The sequence below is a fragment of the Streptomyces zingiberis genome (genome assembly GCF_012034935.1).
In the GTDB taxonomy this organism is placed as follows: Bacteria; Actinomycetota; Actinomycetes; order Streptomycetales; family Streptomycetaceae; genus Streptomyces; species Streptomyces zingiberis.
In genome coordinates this window covers 290,748-305,796 of the sequence record NZ_JAATEN010000003.1, presented here as the reverse complement: position 1 = coordinate 305,796, position 15,049 = coordinate 290,748, and the positions used below count along the sequence as shown (strand labels likewise).

11 protein-coding genes are annotated in these 15,049 nt (G+C 75.5%); 7 read left to right on the top strand and 4 right to left on the bottom strand.

Going from position 1 to position 15,049, the window contains the following annotated elements:
* Positions 1–113: 113 nt before the first annotated feature.
* Positions 114–542, top strand: a complete 429-nt coding sequence (arfB, locus tag HCK00_RS05485; RefSeq protein ID WP_168100588.1) for an alternative ribosome rescue aminoacyl-tRNA hydrolase ArfB — start codon at positions 114–116, stop codon at positions 540–542.
* A 375-nt stretch (positions 543–917) separates the two neighbouring features.
* Positions 918–1,250: a hypothetical protein gene (locus tag HCK00_RS05480; protein WP_168100587.1), complete on the top strand. Its 333-nt coding sequence runs from the start codon at positions 918–920 to the stop codon at positions 1,248–1,250.
* Positions 1,251–1,496: 246 nt separating this feature from the next.
* Here the strand turns inward: HCK00_RS05480 and HCK00_RS05475 are convergent, their stop codons facing one another.
* Positions 1,497–1,997: a flavin reductase family protein gene (locus HCK00_RS05475; RefSeq protein ID WP_311765159.1), complete on the bottom strand. Its 501-nt coding sequence runs from the start codon at positions 1,995–1,997 to the stop codon at positions 1,497–1,499.
* 375 nt (positions 1,998–2,372) lie between these two features.
* Here HCK00_RS05475 and cdgB point away from each other — a divergent pair, with 375 nt between their 5' ends.
* Positions 2,373–4,049, top strand: coding sequence for a diguanylate cyclase CdgB (cdgB, locus tag HCK00_RS05470; protein ID WP_168100718.1), 1,677 nt, complete (start codon positions 2,373–2,375; stop codon positions 4,047–4,049).
* Between the two features lie 433 nt (positions 4,050–4,482).
* Positions 4,483–5,586, top strand: a complete 1,104-nt coding sequence (locus HCK00_RS05465) for a CBM35 domain-containing protein (protein ID WP_168100586.1) — start codon at positions 4,483–4,485, stop codon at positions 5,584–5,586.
* Positions 5,587–5,964: 378 nt separating this feature from the next.
* On the opposite strand, the gene nagA is transcribed toward HCK00_RS05465, so the two are convergent.
* Positions 5,965–7,164 (bottom strand): N-acetylglucosamine-6-phosphate deacetylase, encoded by a 1,200-nt coding sequence (nagA, locus tag HCK00_RS05460; RefSeq protein WP_168100585.1) that lies wholly within the window; start codon positions 7,162–7,164, stop codon positions 5,965–5,967.
* Between the two features lie 758 nt (positions 7,165–7,922).
* Between nagA and HCK00_RS05455 the strand changes: the two genes are divergently transcribed.
* The 3 genes from HCK00_RS05455 (at position 7,923) to otsB (ending at position 11,431) form a co-directional block, all read left to right on the top strand.
* Positions 7,923–9,254, top strand: coding sequence for an extracellular solute-binding protein (locus tag HCK00_RS05455; RefSeq protein ID WP_311765158.1), 1,332 nt, complete (start codon positions 7,923–7,925; stop codon positions 9,252–9,254).
* Positions 9,255–10,059: 805 nt separating this feature from the next.
* Positions 10,060–10,278 (top strand): DUF3263 domain-containing protein, encoded by a 219-nt coding sequence (locus tag HCK00_RS05450; RefSeq protein ID WP_206320000.1) that lies wholly within the window; start codon positions 10,060–10,062, stop codon positions 10,276–10,278.
* 289 nt (positions 10,279–10,567) lie between these two features.
* Positions 10,568–11,431, top strand: coding sequence for a trehalose-phosphatase (otsB, locus tag HCK00_RS05445; RefSeq protein ID WP_168100583.1), 864 nt, complete (start codon positions 10,568–10,570; stop codon positions 11,429–11,431).
* A 513-nt stretch (positions 11,432–11,944) separates the two neighbouring features.
* Here otsB and HCK00_RS05440 read toward each other — a convergent pair.
* A complete protein-coding gene (locus HCK00_RS05440; RefSeq protein ID WP_168100582.1) occupies positions 11,945–13,387 on the bottom strand; it encodes an alpha,alpha-trehalose-phosphate synthase (UDP-forming) in 1,443 nt (480 codons plus the stop codon).
* Between the two features lie 617 nt (positions 13,388–14,004).
* Positions 14,005–14,967 (bottom strand): glucosyl-3-phosphoglycerate synthase, encoded by a 963-nt coding sequence (locus HCK00_RS05435; RefSeq protein ID WP_168100581.1) that lies wholly within the window; start codon positions 14,965–14,967, stop codon positions 14,005–14,007.
* Positions 14,968–15,049 lie beyond the last annotated feature (82 nt).

The following is a 15,049-nucleotide window of genomic DNA, read 5'->3' as shown; positions in this document are numbered from 1 at the left end:
CCGTGGGGTTCCTGCCATCCCGGGTTCGTTGTCGTTCCGTGCCGTTTCCCGCCGGGGCGCCGGAGGCCGAAACCGGGATGACGCGGCCCCCGCGACGCGGGATCATGGCACATATGTCCGGTCCCCATGTCATCCGCGGCTCGGTCGCCCTCCCGGAGTCCGAGCTGAAGTGGCGTTTCTCCCGTTCTTCCGGGCCCGGCGGCCAGCATGTGAACACCAGCGACAGCCAGGTGGAGGTCCTGTTCGACCTGGCGGCGACGGACGCTCTGCCACCGGTGTGGAAGGAACGGGCCCTGGACCGGCTCGCCGGCCGGCTGACCGACGGCGTGCTCACCGTGCGCGCCTCGGAGCACCGCTCGCAGTGGCGCAACCGGGAGGCCGCCGCCGTCCGGCTGGCGGCGCTGCTCGCCGAGGCCACGGCGCCGCCGCCCCGGCCGCGGCGGAAGACGAAGGTGCCGCGTGGCGTGAACGAACGGCGGCTGCGTGAGAAGAAACGGCGCGGCGACACCAAACGTGGCCGGGGCGGCGGGGGCTGGGACTGAACCGCCGCGCGCCGTGCTTCCGCGTCCGGCCCGCCGGTCCTGATCTCCTCTGCCCGTCTGCCCGTCTGCCCGTCTGCCCGTCTGCCCGTCTGCCCGTCTGCCCGTCTGCCCGTCCGCCGTGCGGCCGGCTTCTGGAATCCCGGAATAACGAGCCCGAATCCCGAATGCGCCGTTCCGCGTTGAGGCCTTGCCGATATGCGTTCCGCTCCGTTCCGCGAGGCGCTTGGACAAGAGCCGTCGGCGCCTTTACCGCCATCCGTATGAAGTCCCCCTTCGATGTGGATTCTCCTGCGTTGGCTGAGCCGGAGAGTTGCTGTGACAGTGATACAACTCGATCGGCCCTTCCACCGGGGAAGGCGGAAAGTGGAGAACAATATGCGTACAACAGCCAAGCTGTCGTTCCTGTCGCTGGCCGCGGCCGCCATGATCGCGGGCTCGGCGACGTCCGCCGCCGCGTCGAACGGCGACTACGGCGACGAGACCACCACCGTGGGTATCGAGGTCTACAACGACTGCGGCAACACCCCCCAGATCGTCGCCGCCGACCCGCTGAGCAGTGTCGAGGGTGTCGCGCAGGACAGCGTGACCAACACCATCTGCCAGATCGGCGAGGACAACGAGGCCATCAACTACGCCCCGCACTACGAGTTCCTCGGGGACGTCAACGTCTCCATCCTGGAGGAGCTGCTGGACGGGCTCACCCCCTGACGGTCCCCGGGACTCACAACGCCGTTCCGGCGCGGAGACCATCCCCCCGGTCTCCGCGCCGGAATGCTGTACGGAAACCGCCGGACCGGTGGGCGAGGCCCTCCGTGAATTCCCGGAGGCCGTTCCGCGGGACGCCGGCGGGGTGAATTCATGCGGTCGGCCGCGGGCCGGCCGGGGGGAATAGGGGAGAATTCCCGCAGATGGCGGAGAGTTCTTTCGCCGATTTCCGCGTCCCGCCGGATGTGCTCAGGGGTCGAGCCGGCGGTAGCGCCCCTTGAAATACATCAGCGGTCCGCCGTCGGAGCCCAGGTGCGTGGTGAGCACTCGCCCGATGACCAGGGTGTGGTCCCCGGCCGTGACGCGCTGTTCGGTGCGGCACTCCACGGCCGCCAGCGCGCCCCGGAGGATCGGAGCGCCCGTGTGGTCGCCGTGCTCGTGCGGGGTCTCCCGGAAGAGGAGTTTGTCGCTGATGCGGCCTTTCATCGCGAATCGCCCAGCTGTCTGGCGCTGATCCTCGGAGAGCAGTGACACGGCCCACAGCGGTTGCCGCCCCAGCAGCTCCTCCATGCGTGAGTCGTTGCGAACGCTCACCATCAGGAGATGGGGGTCGAGGGAGACCGACATGACCGCGGTGGCTGTCATGCCCACGTCCTCGCCGGCCGGGCCCTCGTCCGGGTCGCGGGCCGTCACCAGCACCACGCCGGCCGCCAGCCGCGCCATGGCGGCGCGGAACTCGTCGTCACTCACCCCACCAGCATGGGGGAAGATCTCTTCACGGAGCGAAGGGGTTCGGTGCACGTCCAGCACGCTATCCGGACGCCCGTGCGGTTCGTATCGGGCGGGGGGACCGGCCGGGACCTAGGTCTGCGGGCGGAGTCCGGCGGATCCGATTTGCGTTCAGGAAGGAATGCGCGGGGCAGGCGGCAGGCGTTCGCGCAACCGTCAACACGCGCAACTCTGGTGTGACTTGAGACACAGTGGCTGGTAATCGCTGACCCTGTGTACCGGGTGGGAAGCTCGCTGTGATTCAGTGACCGTGGATACCGGGGGTACCGGAGAAGCGGTGGATGCGGGCGATCAAGAATCCTGGAGTTGCTGTCGAGGTCTCGGGGGGTGCGAGCGTTGGAGGGCGAGCCGGAACCGTACGTCCGTCTGTCGACGCTGCGGCAGCTCCACCGCGTGATCGCCGATCTGAACACCGCGCGCAGCCTGGCCGACACCTTGCAGACCGTCGCCGACGGCGTCACCGGCGGCCTCGGCTACGAGCTGGCCGCCGTCAACCTGGTCCGCCCCGACGGTGACCTGGTCGTCGCCGCCGTCGCCGGCAGCGCCGGCGCCGAGGCCCTGATGGCCGGCCGGGTCGGCTCGCGCGACGCCTGGGAGCGCCGCCTGGACATGGGCACCCGCTGGGGTGAGCTGCGGTTCATACCGCACACCGAGGGCTGGGTCCTGGACGGCGACGACGTACCGAAGTGGCCCGGCGGCGGCCCCCAGCCGCGCTTCGCCGACGAGTGGCATCCGAACGACCGGCTGCTGGCCCCGATGTACACCTCGGGTGAGGACCTGCTCGGCGTCATCGCCGTGGACCGCCCCCGCAGCGGGCGCCGGCCCGGCCCCTGGGGCCGGGAGGCGTTGCAGATGTACGCCTTCCAGGCGGCCATCGCCATCAGCAACGCCCGGCTCCGCGCCAACATGCAGCGGGCGCTGGTCCGGCTGGAGCGCGAGCAGCAGGCGCTGCGCTCCAGCGAGGAGAGCTTCCGTCAGGCGTTCGAGTACGCGCCCAGCGGCATGGCCATCGCGGAGATGGGCGGGGACCGGCACGGCCGGCTGATCCGCGCCAACGACGCCCTCTGCCGTCTGCTGGGCCGGCCCGCCGCGGCCATGCGCCGGTACTCGTTCACCGACCTCGTCCATCCCGAGGACACCGGCCTGCTGCTGCGTACCTCCGCCGAGGGCGGCCGGGCCGAGCTGCGGCTGGCCCGGCGCGACGGCAGCCATGTCTGGGTTTCCCTGCGCAACTCCGTGGTGGCCGACGCGGCGGCCGGGCCGCGCTATCTGCTCAGCCACGTCGAGGACATCGAGGAGCGGAAGCGGCACGAGCTCCAGCTCGCCCACCGCGCCAGCCACGACTCCCTCACCGGCCTCCCCAACAGCGCCGAGCTGCGGGCCCGGCTCGCGTCCCGGCTCTGCGACCGGCTGCCCGCCGGGCAGGGTGAGGCCGGCGTGGTGGACGCGGTCACCGGCAGCGCGTACGGCCCGGCGGCCGGGTTCGAGACGGACGAGAACGGCTTCCGCACCGACGGCTTCGACGCGCTCTTCGGGCCGCCCGGGCCCAGCCCCTTCGACGGCCACGTCCACATCGCCGCGCCGTCCGAGGCCACCCCGGACGACGGCACCAAGGGCCTGGCCGTGCTCTTCTGCGACCTCGACGGCTTCAAGTCGATCAACGACCGCTTCGGGCACCACACCGGGGACGCCGTCCTCGTCGAGGTCGCGCGCCGGCTGACCAACGGGGTGCGGGACGGCGACACGGTCGCCCGGCTCGGCGGTGACGAGTTCGTCGTCCTCGCCGACGGCCTCGGCCTCGCCGACGCCCAGGACCTGGCCGCCCGGCTGCGTAACGCGATCATCCCGCCGATCCGGGTCGACGGCCGCGCCGTCCGGGTGGGCGCGAGCTTCGGCGTCGGCTGGGCGGCCTGCGGGATGTCCGCCGAGGAGGTGCTCCACTCCGCGGACCAGCGGATGTACCGGGAGAAGCGCTCCCGCGCGGCCGGTCGAGCGCACCGCCGGGCGGGCTGAGCCGGGGGCACGCCCCGGCCCGGGAACCGGCCGGGCTCCCGGAGCGATGCCACGGCACGGCGGCGGACCGGAGGAGCGGCGCGCGGGGTGGTCCGCGACACATCGCGCCCGCGCGCACGCCTCCCGAGCGGGGATTTTGCGATTCCGGCCGGCCGAGGTCCCCCGGAGCCCCCACGCGCGGGGACCAGGGGCCGCGGTGAGCGGGTAGGCTCGATCGACCGGCCGTGTGCCGAGGCGCAGTGATCCGAACAATGTGAACGACCCGCACGATCCGAGCGATCCGCGGGATCTGCACGATCTGAACAACGAGAGACCATCCATCCATCCGGACGGCGCGGGCCGTGCCGGGGCCGCCCCGCCGGTGACGGAACCGTCCGGGGAACCCGGGCGGGCGCCGCCGGTGGTCCGGAGACCAGTTGGGGAGTGACAGGGGATGACGGCCGGCAACAACGGCCCGGGCACGCCCGAGAACGACGACCCGTTCGCCTACCTCTACCGCTCGGACGGCGGGGAGGGCGGCGCGGACGGCGCGGCGGGCGCGGGCAGAACCGCGCAGTACGGCCGGTCCGGCACGCAGCCCGGGGTGCCCCGCACCTCGTACAACCAGGTGCGGCGGGTCGGGGAGCGCCGCTACGGCGACGCCCAGCGGCCCGGGCAGGCGCCCGGCGCCGCCCAGGCGGACGCGCCGACCGCCGCCTACGGCGCCGCCCAGCCCGGCTACGGCTCGGCGCCGGCCGGTCAGGGCGCCGGCCGCTCCACCGGTTACGGCCCCGACGCGTCCTCCTACGGCGGCCCGAACCCCTCCTACGCGGCCCCCGAGACCCTGCCCGGTGGGGCACCGCGCCGCGCCGCCCACTCCACGGGCGGTTCCGGCCGGGGCGGTCACGGCGGTGGCCGGGGCCCCAACAACCAGGCCCTGCTGATCGGCGCGCTCGCCGTGGTGGGCGTGGTCGTGCTGGGCATCGTCATCGCCATGGCGACCAACAGCGGCGGCGAGGAGGACGACCCCGGGTCCGGCGCGTCCGTGTCCCAGCCCGCGGACCAGGGCGGCGACCAGCAGGACGGGGGCGCCGACCAGGACGAGGACGGCGGGAAGGACGACGCCAAGCCGTTCACCTCCGAGCGGTTCGACGCCGTCGGCCTGCGCACCGCGGGCGGGGCGACCGTCGCCAAGGAGGTGCCGGGCGCCCGCTCCGAGAGCGGCGCCTACGTCGCCGGCATGAACCAGCCCGGCGCCACGGCGACCTGGCGGGTCGACGTGCCCGAGGCCGGCAAGTACACGCTCTACATCGGTTACGGCGTGCCGGGCAAGGACACCGAGGCCACGCTGCTCGTCAACGGCAAGGACCGCGAGCAGAAGCTCAAGAACTGGTCCGGCGCCAAGGAGGGCGAGTGGGACAAGGGGTGGACCACCACCTACGCCTACATCGACCTCTCCAAGGGCACCAACACCGTGGATCTCACCTGCGGCGAGGGCCAGGGGTGCGAGTTCAACCTGGACTGGGTGCAGCTCAAGGAGGGGCACGTCAAGCAGTGAGGTGAGCCCGGCCGGCGCGCGGTACGCGCCGGCCGCCGCCCGGCGGTGTGGGACGGGGCGCGACCGGATCCGGTCGCGCCCCGTCGGCGTCGGTACGCCGGCGCCCCGGGGGCGGCGAGGCCCCGGGGGCGGCAGCACGGGCTCCGGGCACCGGCCGGGGCGGGCCGGGGGCCGGACCGGGCTCGTCCACGCGGGGTCCCATCGGGTCTGCGTAACGTCCTGGCGCCGCGTCCCGCCGGTTCCGCCGCGTCCCGCCTCGCTCCCGTCTGCTCCCGCCGCGTCCCGCCGGGTTCCTGACGGGTCCCGCCGGGAGCCGTCCCCAACGGCGGGCGGCCGGGAGCCGCCGTCCCGCCGGATCGCCCGCGGCCGCCGTGGTGGTCAGCCCGTCGGCGGCTCGATCACCCAGCGCCCGGCGCGCATGACCCCCGCCACGGTGAACTCCTCGTCCAGCACGACCAGATCGGCCCGCTTGCCGGATTCCAGGGAGCCGACCCGGTCGGCCAGGCCCAGCAGCCGGGCCGGGGTCAGCGTCAGCGCCCGTACGGCCTCCTCCACGGGGAGCCCGCCGACGGTGACGGCCCGGCGGAGCGCGGTGTCCAGGGTGAGCGTGGAGCCGGCGATGGCGCCGCCCTCGGCGAGCCGGGCCACGCCGTCGCGCACCTCGACCTCCAGCCCGCCCAGGGGGTAGCGGCCGTCCCCCTTGCCGGCGGCGGCCATGGCGTCGGTGATGAAGGCGACCCGGTCGGCGCCGGCCCGGCGGAAGGCCAGGTCGACGACGGCGGGGTGGAGGTGCACCCCGTCGTTGACCAGTTCGACGGTGACGCGCTCGTCCTCCAGGAGGGCGGCGACCGGCCCGGGGTCCCGGTGGTGCAGGCCGGGCATGGCGTTGAAGAGGTGGGTGGCCACGGTGGCGCCCGCGGCCACCGCCTCCGCCGTCCGCCCGTGGTCGGCGTCGGTGTGGCCGACGGCGGCGATCACGCCCTGGTCGGCGAGGAGCCGTACGGCGTCCAGCCCGCCGGGGAGCTCGGGGGCGAGCGTCATCATCCGGGCGGTGGAGCGGGCGGCGTCGAGCAGCTTGCGGACGTCCCCCGGCTCGGGGTCGCGGAGCAGCGCCGGGTCGTGGGCGCCGCAGCGGCCGGGCGCGATGAACGGCCCCTCGAAGTGGATCCCGGCCAGCTCGCCCTGTTCGACCAGTTCGGAGAGGACGGCGGCCTGCCGGCACAGCTCGTCGAGTTCGCCGGTGACGGTGGAGGCGGCCAGCGTGGTCGTGCCGTGGCGCCGGTGGGCCGCGGCCACGGCCAGCGCCTCCTCGGCGGTGCCGGAGGAGAAGGAGGCCCCGCCGCCGCCGTGGATGTGCAGGTCGACGAAGCCGGGGACGACCCAGTGCCCGGTGAGGTCCCGCGCGCCCGGCCCGGTGGGGGGCGCGGTCCGGTCCGGCGGCCCGGCGCCGGGCTCCGGGGGATCCGCCGGGGTCACGGGGCCCGCGATCACGGAACCCTCCACCACCAGCCGGCCGTTCTCCACGGTGTGGGAGGGCAGCACCACGCGGGCGCCGGTGAGCACGTGCTGAGTCGCCATCAGGCGGATACCTCCGCGGAGAGGGTGGGCCCCGGGCAGGGGGGAGGGGCGGGCCGGGGCAGGGCGGATCCCACGGGGGACAGTCTCGCCCCCGGAAGCCCGACAGGTCTAGTCCACTCACCTGCCCGTGGAGTAGGGTCACCGTCCGGAAGCCGGACCTCCGGTCGGTTCCCGGGCGTCGTGGGCGTGTCCCCGGCCGGTTCCGGGGGGTTCGCCGGGGTTCGCGGGATTCCTCCGTCGCGCCCCGCGCGATCCGGGAGCCGCTGGGGCCGGGGGGCCGCGTCCGGCACCGGATCCTCACCTCGTGGAGGAACCGGGCAGACCTTGCGCAGGGCGGGGCCCGGCGGCGTGGCGCGGCCCCCTCTCCCCGTAGGAAGCAGTTCTGCGCGCGCCGGCGTGCGCCCCGGCGGCGGAACGGCGCACCGCGGCGACGGCGGCGTGCCGGGAGGCCGCTCGGCAGCCGCACGGCCGCCGGCCGGTTACCACCCGGCGGCGCGCCCGGCGCGGTGACAGGGGAGCGCCACCCGGTGTGGTGCGCCGCGGCGAACGGGGAGCCGCGGGGCGGGGGAACGGCAGGAACGGGCAGGGAGGCGGCCGTCACAAGGCAGGCAGCGATGGACAGCGGCGGCGACGGAGAGTGCGCGGTGCGCACGGACCATGCGGGAAACGGGCGCACGGCGCGACCGGCGCGGACGGGCCGCAGGCGCGCGGCACGGCGGGAACGGCGCGCGGTGTACGGAGAACAGGAGCGGGGCGCGGTGCACGGAGAACACGGAGAATCGGCGGACGGGGAACGGCGCGCGATACGCGGGACGGGCCCGGCGGCGCGCCGGAGGTACCGGGGGGCCGTCGCGGCGGCCGTCGCCACGGCCCTGGCGCTCGCCCTCTCCGGATGCGGCGGCTCCCCCCAGGACGTCACCCTCCGCCTGGTGGCGGCCGACTACGGCGGCAGCGACGCCACGTCCTCCCGGCGCTACTGGGACCGGGTGGTGGCCGGCTACGAGTCGGAGCACCCGGGGGTCACCATCGACGTCACCGTCCACCACTGGAAGGTGGTGGACGGTGAGATCGCCGCGATGGTGAAGCGCGGTGAGGCCCCGGACATCGCGCAGACCGCCTCCTACGCCGGCCACGCCGACCGGAAACGGCTCTACCGGGCCGACGAACTCCTCTCCATCCCGACCCAGGCCGACTTCCTGCCCGGGCTCGCCGAGGGCGGGAAGTTCCAGCGGGTGCAGTACGGGCTGCCGTTCGCGGCGGACACCCGGCTGCTCTTCTGGAACAAGACCCTCTTCGCCGAGGCCGGTCTCGACGGCCCGCCCGGGAGCTGGCCCGAACTCCGCGAGGCCGCCGAGGCGTTGCGCGACGCCGGTGTGACGATTCCCTACGCCCTGCCGCTGGGCCCGGAGGAGGCGCAGGCCGAGACCGCGCAGTGGTCCCTGGGAGCGGGCGGCGGCCTGACCGACGGCGTGGGTGCGTACACCCTGGACGCCCCCGAGAACGTCCGGGCCTTCCAGTGGCTCCGGGACGAACTGGTCCGCCCCGGCCTCACCGGGCCGGGCGCCCCCGCCGCCCTCGACCGGCAGGCGGCGTTCGACGCCTTCTCCCGCGGCGAGGTCGGGATGGTCAACGGCCACCCGGCGCTGATCCGCCAGGCGGCCCGGAACGGCGTCCAGTTCGGCACGGCGCCGCCGCCCGGCCGCGAGGGCCCGGCCGAGACGTCGGTGGGGGTCAACGACTGGCTGGTGGCCTTCCGGCAGAACGGTCACCGTGAGGAGATCGGCGACTTCCTCGACCACGTCTACAGCGAGCCGAACATGCTGGAGTTCGCGGACCGCCACGACATGCTGCCGGTGACCCGCTCCGCCTCCGGCACCATGCGGGCGGCGGACCGGTACCAGCCGCTGTGGGACTTCCTGGACCGGCTGCCGGACTCCGTCCACTACCCGGCCAACAAGATCACCTGGAACCGGGTGAGCGGGCAGCTCAAGGAGGGGATCGGCCAGGCGGTGGAGCGCGGCGGCGACCCGGCGGGGATCCTCTCCCGGATCCAGCGGGACGCCGAGGCCACGGAGAACGCGATCCACTGACGGGCGGGCGGCGGCTGCCCCGGCCGCCGGGGCACCGGCGGCCCCGACGGCCGGGTCGCCTCCGGGGTGTCGCCGGCCCACCGCCGTTCTGTTCACGTGCGGCGAGCGACGGCGAGTGACGGCGCGGAACCGGCGCCGTCCCGCACGGTCCGATGCCCTCGGCGGCGTCCCGTGCGGTGGCCGTTTCCCCCGGGGACGGCCGAAGGGTTCCCGAGGACCGGCGGACGGGGCCGGGCACTCGGTGCGTCGGTGCGTCGGTGCGTCGCGGCCCCGGCCGTCGCCTCGACGAGCGCCTCTCCGGCCGTCGCCCCTGCCTTCGCCCCGGCGAGCGCCTCCCCGGCGGGGTCGGCACGTGCGGGTGCGCCCCCGGAGCGGGCTTGCCCGGTTGGCCGGGCTGTCGGAGGCGGTCGTTATGTTGGACGGCGTGAACGAGAGCGTGGACCGGGCGGCCGGGCGGGCCGGGGGGAGCGAGGCGGAGGGCGCGGGCGGAACGCCGGAGCCGGCCGCCGCCCCGCGCCCCGCCGATCGCCGGCCGGCCGACGGCGGTCCGGCCGTCGCCGGCGGGGCCGGCCGGGAGGTGCCCGGCCGGGGCGTCGCCGATCGCGCTGCGCCCCTCACCGTCCCGTCCGCCGCCGCGCCGCAGGACCCTGACCCGGCCGGGGCGGCCCGGGCCGGCGGCGGTCCGGCCGAGGGGGCTGCGTCCTCCGCCGTCCCGTCCGTCGCCGTCCCGGCCGAGGTGGACCGGTCCGGTGTCTCGCCCGCCGTCTCGCCCGCCGACTCGCCCGCTGAATCGTCCGACCGCCGGCTGACCGACCGCGACCGCGCGGTTCTCGCCGTCGAGCGGCGGTCCTGGTCCGGCCCCGGTGCCAAGGAGCGGGCGATACGGGAGCGGCTCGGCCTCTCCCCGACGCGCTACTACCAGCTCCTCAACGCCCTTCTCGACGATCCCCGGGCGCTGGCGCACGACCCCGTCACGGTCAACCGCCTCCGCAGGGTGCGGGAGGCCCGGCGTTCCCGGCGCTGAGCATCACTGCCGTCACCGGCGCCGAGCATCACTGCCGTCACCGGTGGACGGTCACCGCTGCTGCTACCGGCGGACCCTCAGCCGCCAGCGGCGGCCCGCCAGCGGTGGACGGCCACCGTTGCCCCCAACGGACTACGGGCAGCCGTCCATGGTGGCCTGCCACCGGCGGACGGGCAGCCGCCCCGGGAGAGAGACGGGCCGATCGCCCCGGCCGCGTCCGGAAGCGGCGCCCCCGTGACGGCCGGAGACCGGCGGGTCCGGTGCGGGCGGCGCGGGTAGGCTCGGCGGCATGGGCAGCCAATCGAACCCCTTGCCGGAGCCGTCCACCGAGGCCGGGCGCGAGGGCCTCGCCGCGCTCCTCCGGCAGCCGGGACGCGCCGTCGTGGCCCTCGACTTCGACGGCACCCTCGCGCCGATCGTGGCCGACCCCGAGCAGGCCCGTGCCCACCCGGGCGCCCTGTCGGCGCTGACCCGGCTGGCGCCGCTCGTCCGCTCGATCGCCGTGATCACCGGGCGCCCGGCCGCGGTGGCGGTCCGCAACGGCGGATTCTCCGGCGCCCCCGGGCTGGAGCATCTGGTCGTCCTCGGCCACTACGGCGCGGAGCGCTGGGACGCGGCCGACGACACGGTGAGCGCCCCGGAGCCGCCCCCGGGGGTGGCCGCCGTCCGCGGGGAACTCCCCGCCCTGCTCACCGGGGAGGGCCCGCTGCGCGGTGCCTCGATCGAGGACAAGGGGCGCGCCGTCGCCGTCCACACCCGCCGGGCCGCCGAGCCGCAGGCCGCCTTCGACCAGCTCCGCGCGCCGCTCACGGCCCTGGCGGAGCGGCACGGGCTCATCGTGGAGCCGGGGCGGATGGTGCTGGAGCTGCGCCCGCCGGGGATCGACAAGGGCGCGGCCCTCGAACGTCACCTGGCGGAGACCGGGGCCGGCGCGGTGCTCTACGCGGGCGACGACCTCGGTGACCTGGCCGCCTACGCGGCCGTGGAGAAGCTGCGGTCGGAGGGCGTGCCGGGGCTGCTGGTGTGCAGCGCGGCCGCGGCCGGCGAGGGCGCCGAGGAACTCGCGGACCGCGCGGACCTGGTCGTGGACGGCCCCGAGGGGGTCGTCGGGCTGCTCGATGCGCTCGCCGCGGCGGTGCGCGGGGCGGGCTGACACGGGCTGACATGGGCGGCGGGGGTGACGGGCGGTGGATCTTCTGGCCCGGCGCCGCCCTTGCCCGGCCCGGGCGTGACGTCGCGCGGTTCCGCCCGCTCGCCTGCCTCGCGGATCGGCCGTGTCCTGCCTGCGGTGTTCCGCCCGCGGTGTCCCACGTGCCGTGTCCTGCGGTGTCCCGCCCGCCGTGTCCGGGCCGGGCCCGGCCGTCGCGGGCCCCTGAGGCAGCCGGGACCCCCCGGGCAGGGCTCCGGGGCCTTCGGGAGGACGGTTCGCGGGGCCCGCATCCCGAAGGCGCGGCCCATACGGCCGGACGGGTGACCTGGATCGTGGCCGGGGACCCCCGGGGTGGAACTCCCCGTGCCCGCCGGGAGCCGTCCGCGCCCGCCGGCGTCCGGCCGTCACCCCCGTATCGGCGCCGCATCGGAGCAGGGCCGGCACCGTCGGCGCCGACTGTGCCCACCGGCGCCGCCGGGCGGCACCGACAGCGCCCGCCGGCCCCGACAGCGCCCGTCAGAGCCCGTCGAGCTGGTCCAGGAACCACTGCTGCGGCGGCAGCGCGGCGGCCGACGCGGCCAGCCGCTTGCAGCGCTCGGCGCGCTCCTCGGTGCCCATCGACAGCGCGGTGTGCAGCGCTTCGGCGGTGCCCGTCACGTCGTACGGGTTGACCGTGACGGCGTCCTCGCCCAGCTCCTCGTGCGCCCCCGCCTCCCGGGAGAGGACCAGCGCGCAGCCGTCGTCGGAGACGAGCGGGATCTCCTTGGCGACCAGGTTCATGCCGTCCCGGATCGGGTTGACCAGGGCCACGTCCGCGAGCCGGTAGGCGGCGAGGGAGCGCGCGAAGTCGTCCTCGACGTGGAGGATCACCGGGCGCCAGCCGTCCGTGCCGAAGGTCTCGTTGATCTCCTCCGCGACGCGGCTCACCTCGGCCGTGTAGTCGCGGTAGACGGACAGGTCCTGCCGGGAGGGGTAGGCGAAGGCGACGTGCACCACGCGCTCGCGCCACTCGGGGCGTTCCGTCAGCAGTTCCCGGTAGGCGAGCAGGCCGCGGACGATGTTCTTGGACAGTTCGGTCCGGTCGACGCGGACGATCACCTTCCGGTCGGGGCCGATCTGGTCCCGCAGCGTGGCCAGCCGCTCGTCCACGTCCGGGCGCCGGGAGCGCTCGCGCAGGAAGTCGGCGTCCGCGCCCAGGCCGTGCACGCCGATCCGGGTGGCGGGCACCTCCCCGAGCAGGTCCGTGCAGCAGGCGCGGAAGGCGTCCGCCCAGCGGTGGGTGAGGAACGCGGCCCGGTCGGCGCCGAGGAGGCCGTGGAGCAACTGCCGGGCGATGTCGTCGGGCAGCAGCCGGAAGTACTCCGGCGGCGCCCAGGGGGTGTGCGAGAAGTGGCCGATCCGCAGGTCGGGACGGCGTTCCCGGAGCATGCCGGGCACCAGGCAGAGGTGGTAGTCCTGCACCAGCACGGCGGCGCCCTCGGCCGCGTCCTCGGCGAGCGCGTCGGCGAAGGCCGCGTTGTACGCCTCGTAGGCGGCCCACTCGCGGCGGAAACCGGCGTCGAAGACCGGATCCAGAGGCGTCTGGTAGAGCATGTGGTGGACGAACCACAGCACGGAGTTGGCGACGCCGTTGTACGCGGTGGCGAAGGTCTCCGGGTCGATGTCGAGCATCCGGACGGTCTGGCCGCCGGTGTCCGCCGGGTCCAGCCGGCCGCCCGTGCGGCGCGCGGCCTCCCGGTCGCCCTCACCGAGGGCGGCGCAGACCCAGACGGCCTCGCCGCCGACCGCCGACAGGCCCGAGACCAGGCCACCACCGCCACGTTTGGCGACCAGCCCGGCGGCGGAGCCGGCGCTGCCGCTCTCACCGCCGGCGCCCTCCGCGCCGGGCGCGGCGAAGGCGTACGAGACGGGGCCGCGGTTGGACGCGACGAGTATCCGGGCTGACTGCTCAGCGACCATGACGCGAGCCTAGCCCGCTCGTGATCCGCTCAAACGTGCGTTTCCGCACGGTGGCCGACTCCGGCCGGATGACGCCCCTCCCCGGGCGGGGCCCGTGCCTTCCACCCGGTCCTTCACCGCGCCCTTCACCGCGCCCCTCGCCGGGTCCTCCCTCGCGCCTCTCCCCGGTGGCCGCCGAGGTGGTTCCCCGGGCGGCCCCACCGCCCGGGTGCCCGGTGGCCGGGGGCACCGGACCGCTCCCTGCGCTCCCGGGGGCCCGTCACATCCGTCGAACCGGTCCCACCCGTCCCACCCGTCCCACCCGTTCTCCCGGGCGGGGCGGTGTGCGGGGCGTACCGGGGCGGGCGGCGCCGGGGGCACCGGCGGCACCGGGACCGGCCGCACCGGGGGTGGCGGGGGCACGGGCACCGGGACGGGCACGGGTACGGGCACCGGCGCCCGGCGGCGTCCCAGCGGCGGGGCGCCCGGCCGCCCGGTCCCCGCCCCGGTGCCGTGCCGGGGTTCGGGCGCGCCGCCGTGCCCGGGTGTGCCGCGCGGTCCGGCCGCCCCCCGCCGCACGGTGCCGCGCCCCGCCGGGTCCCTCCGCCCGGCCGCGGCTCCTGGCGCCGCCACGGCGGTCAGGCCGCCTTCCGGCGCCGGGCCAGATACTCGGGCACGGTGATCATCGGAGGTCGCTCCTCCGTGGTGACGGTGTGCGCGGTGGGGGCGAAGAGCCGGTCCGCCCCGCGGTCGAACTGGGTCAGCACCGGGCGGACCAGGTGCCCCCGCTCCAGCCGCCGCTGGGCGGTCGCGTAGATGGTGGCGGCCATCCGGCCGAGCGCCTGGCCGTCCTGGTTGCGGTGGCGCCGGACGCCCACGTCGACCTGGCCCAGCGCGTTCAGCCCGGCCAGGTCCAGGGAGTCCACGAGCATCCCCAGTTCGACGCCGTAGCCGACGGGGAAGGGCAGCCGCTCCAGCAGGGACCGGCGGGCCGCGTACTCGCCGCCCAGCGGCTGGACGAAGCCGGCGAGCTGGGGCCAGTGCAGGTTGAGCAGGGGGCGCGCCACGAGTTCCGTGACCCGGCCGCCGCGCTCGCCGCCGCCGCTCATCGGACGGTCGTACATGGCCTTGACGAGTTGCAGCTCGGGATCGGTGAGCAGCGGGCCGATGATGCCGGAGACGAACTGGGAGTCGAAGTCCCGCAGATCCGCGTCGATGAAGCAGACGATCTCGCCCTCGGTCGCGAGCAGTGACCGCCACATCACCTCGCCCTTGCCCGCCGCGATCGGCATCCGGGGCAGCACGGAGTCCCGGTGCACCACCTGGGCCCCGGCCGCCGAGGAGACCCGCGAGGTCCCGTCCGAGGAGCCGGAGTCCATCACCACCACTTCGTCGACGAGGGGTATCTCCCCGGTCATCAGATCCTCACGGATCGCCTCCACGATGTCGCCCACCGTGTCCTGCTCGTTGAGAGCCGGGAGAACGACGCTGACCGTGCCCTGGACCCCCGCCGCCGCCTTCGCGGCGCGGAGCAGGTCGAGCGGGCGATCGGTGGCGGACCAGGAGTGCCGGTCCAGCCAGAGTTGCACCTCTTCCAGCACGTCATCGTCTCCCTGTGTGATCGGGGATGCGGGGTCGCCGGGGGCCGCATCTCGCGGTTCGGACGGTCTCTGCCGACGTCCG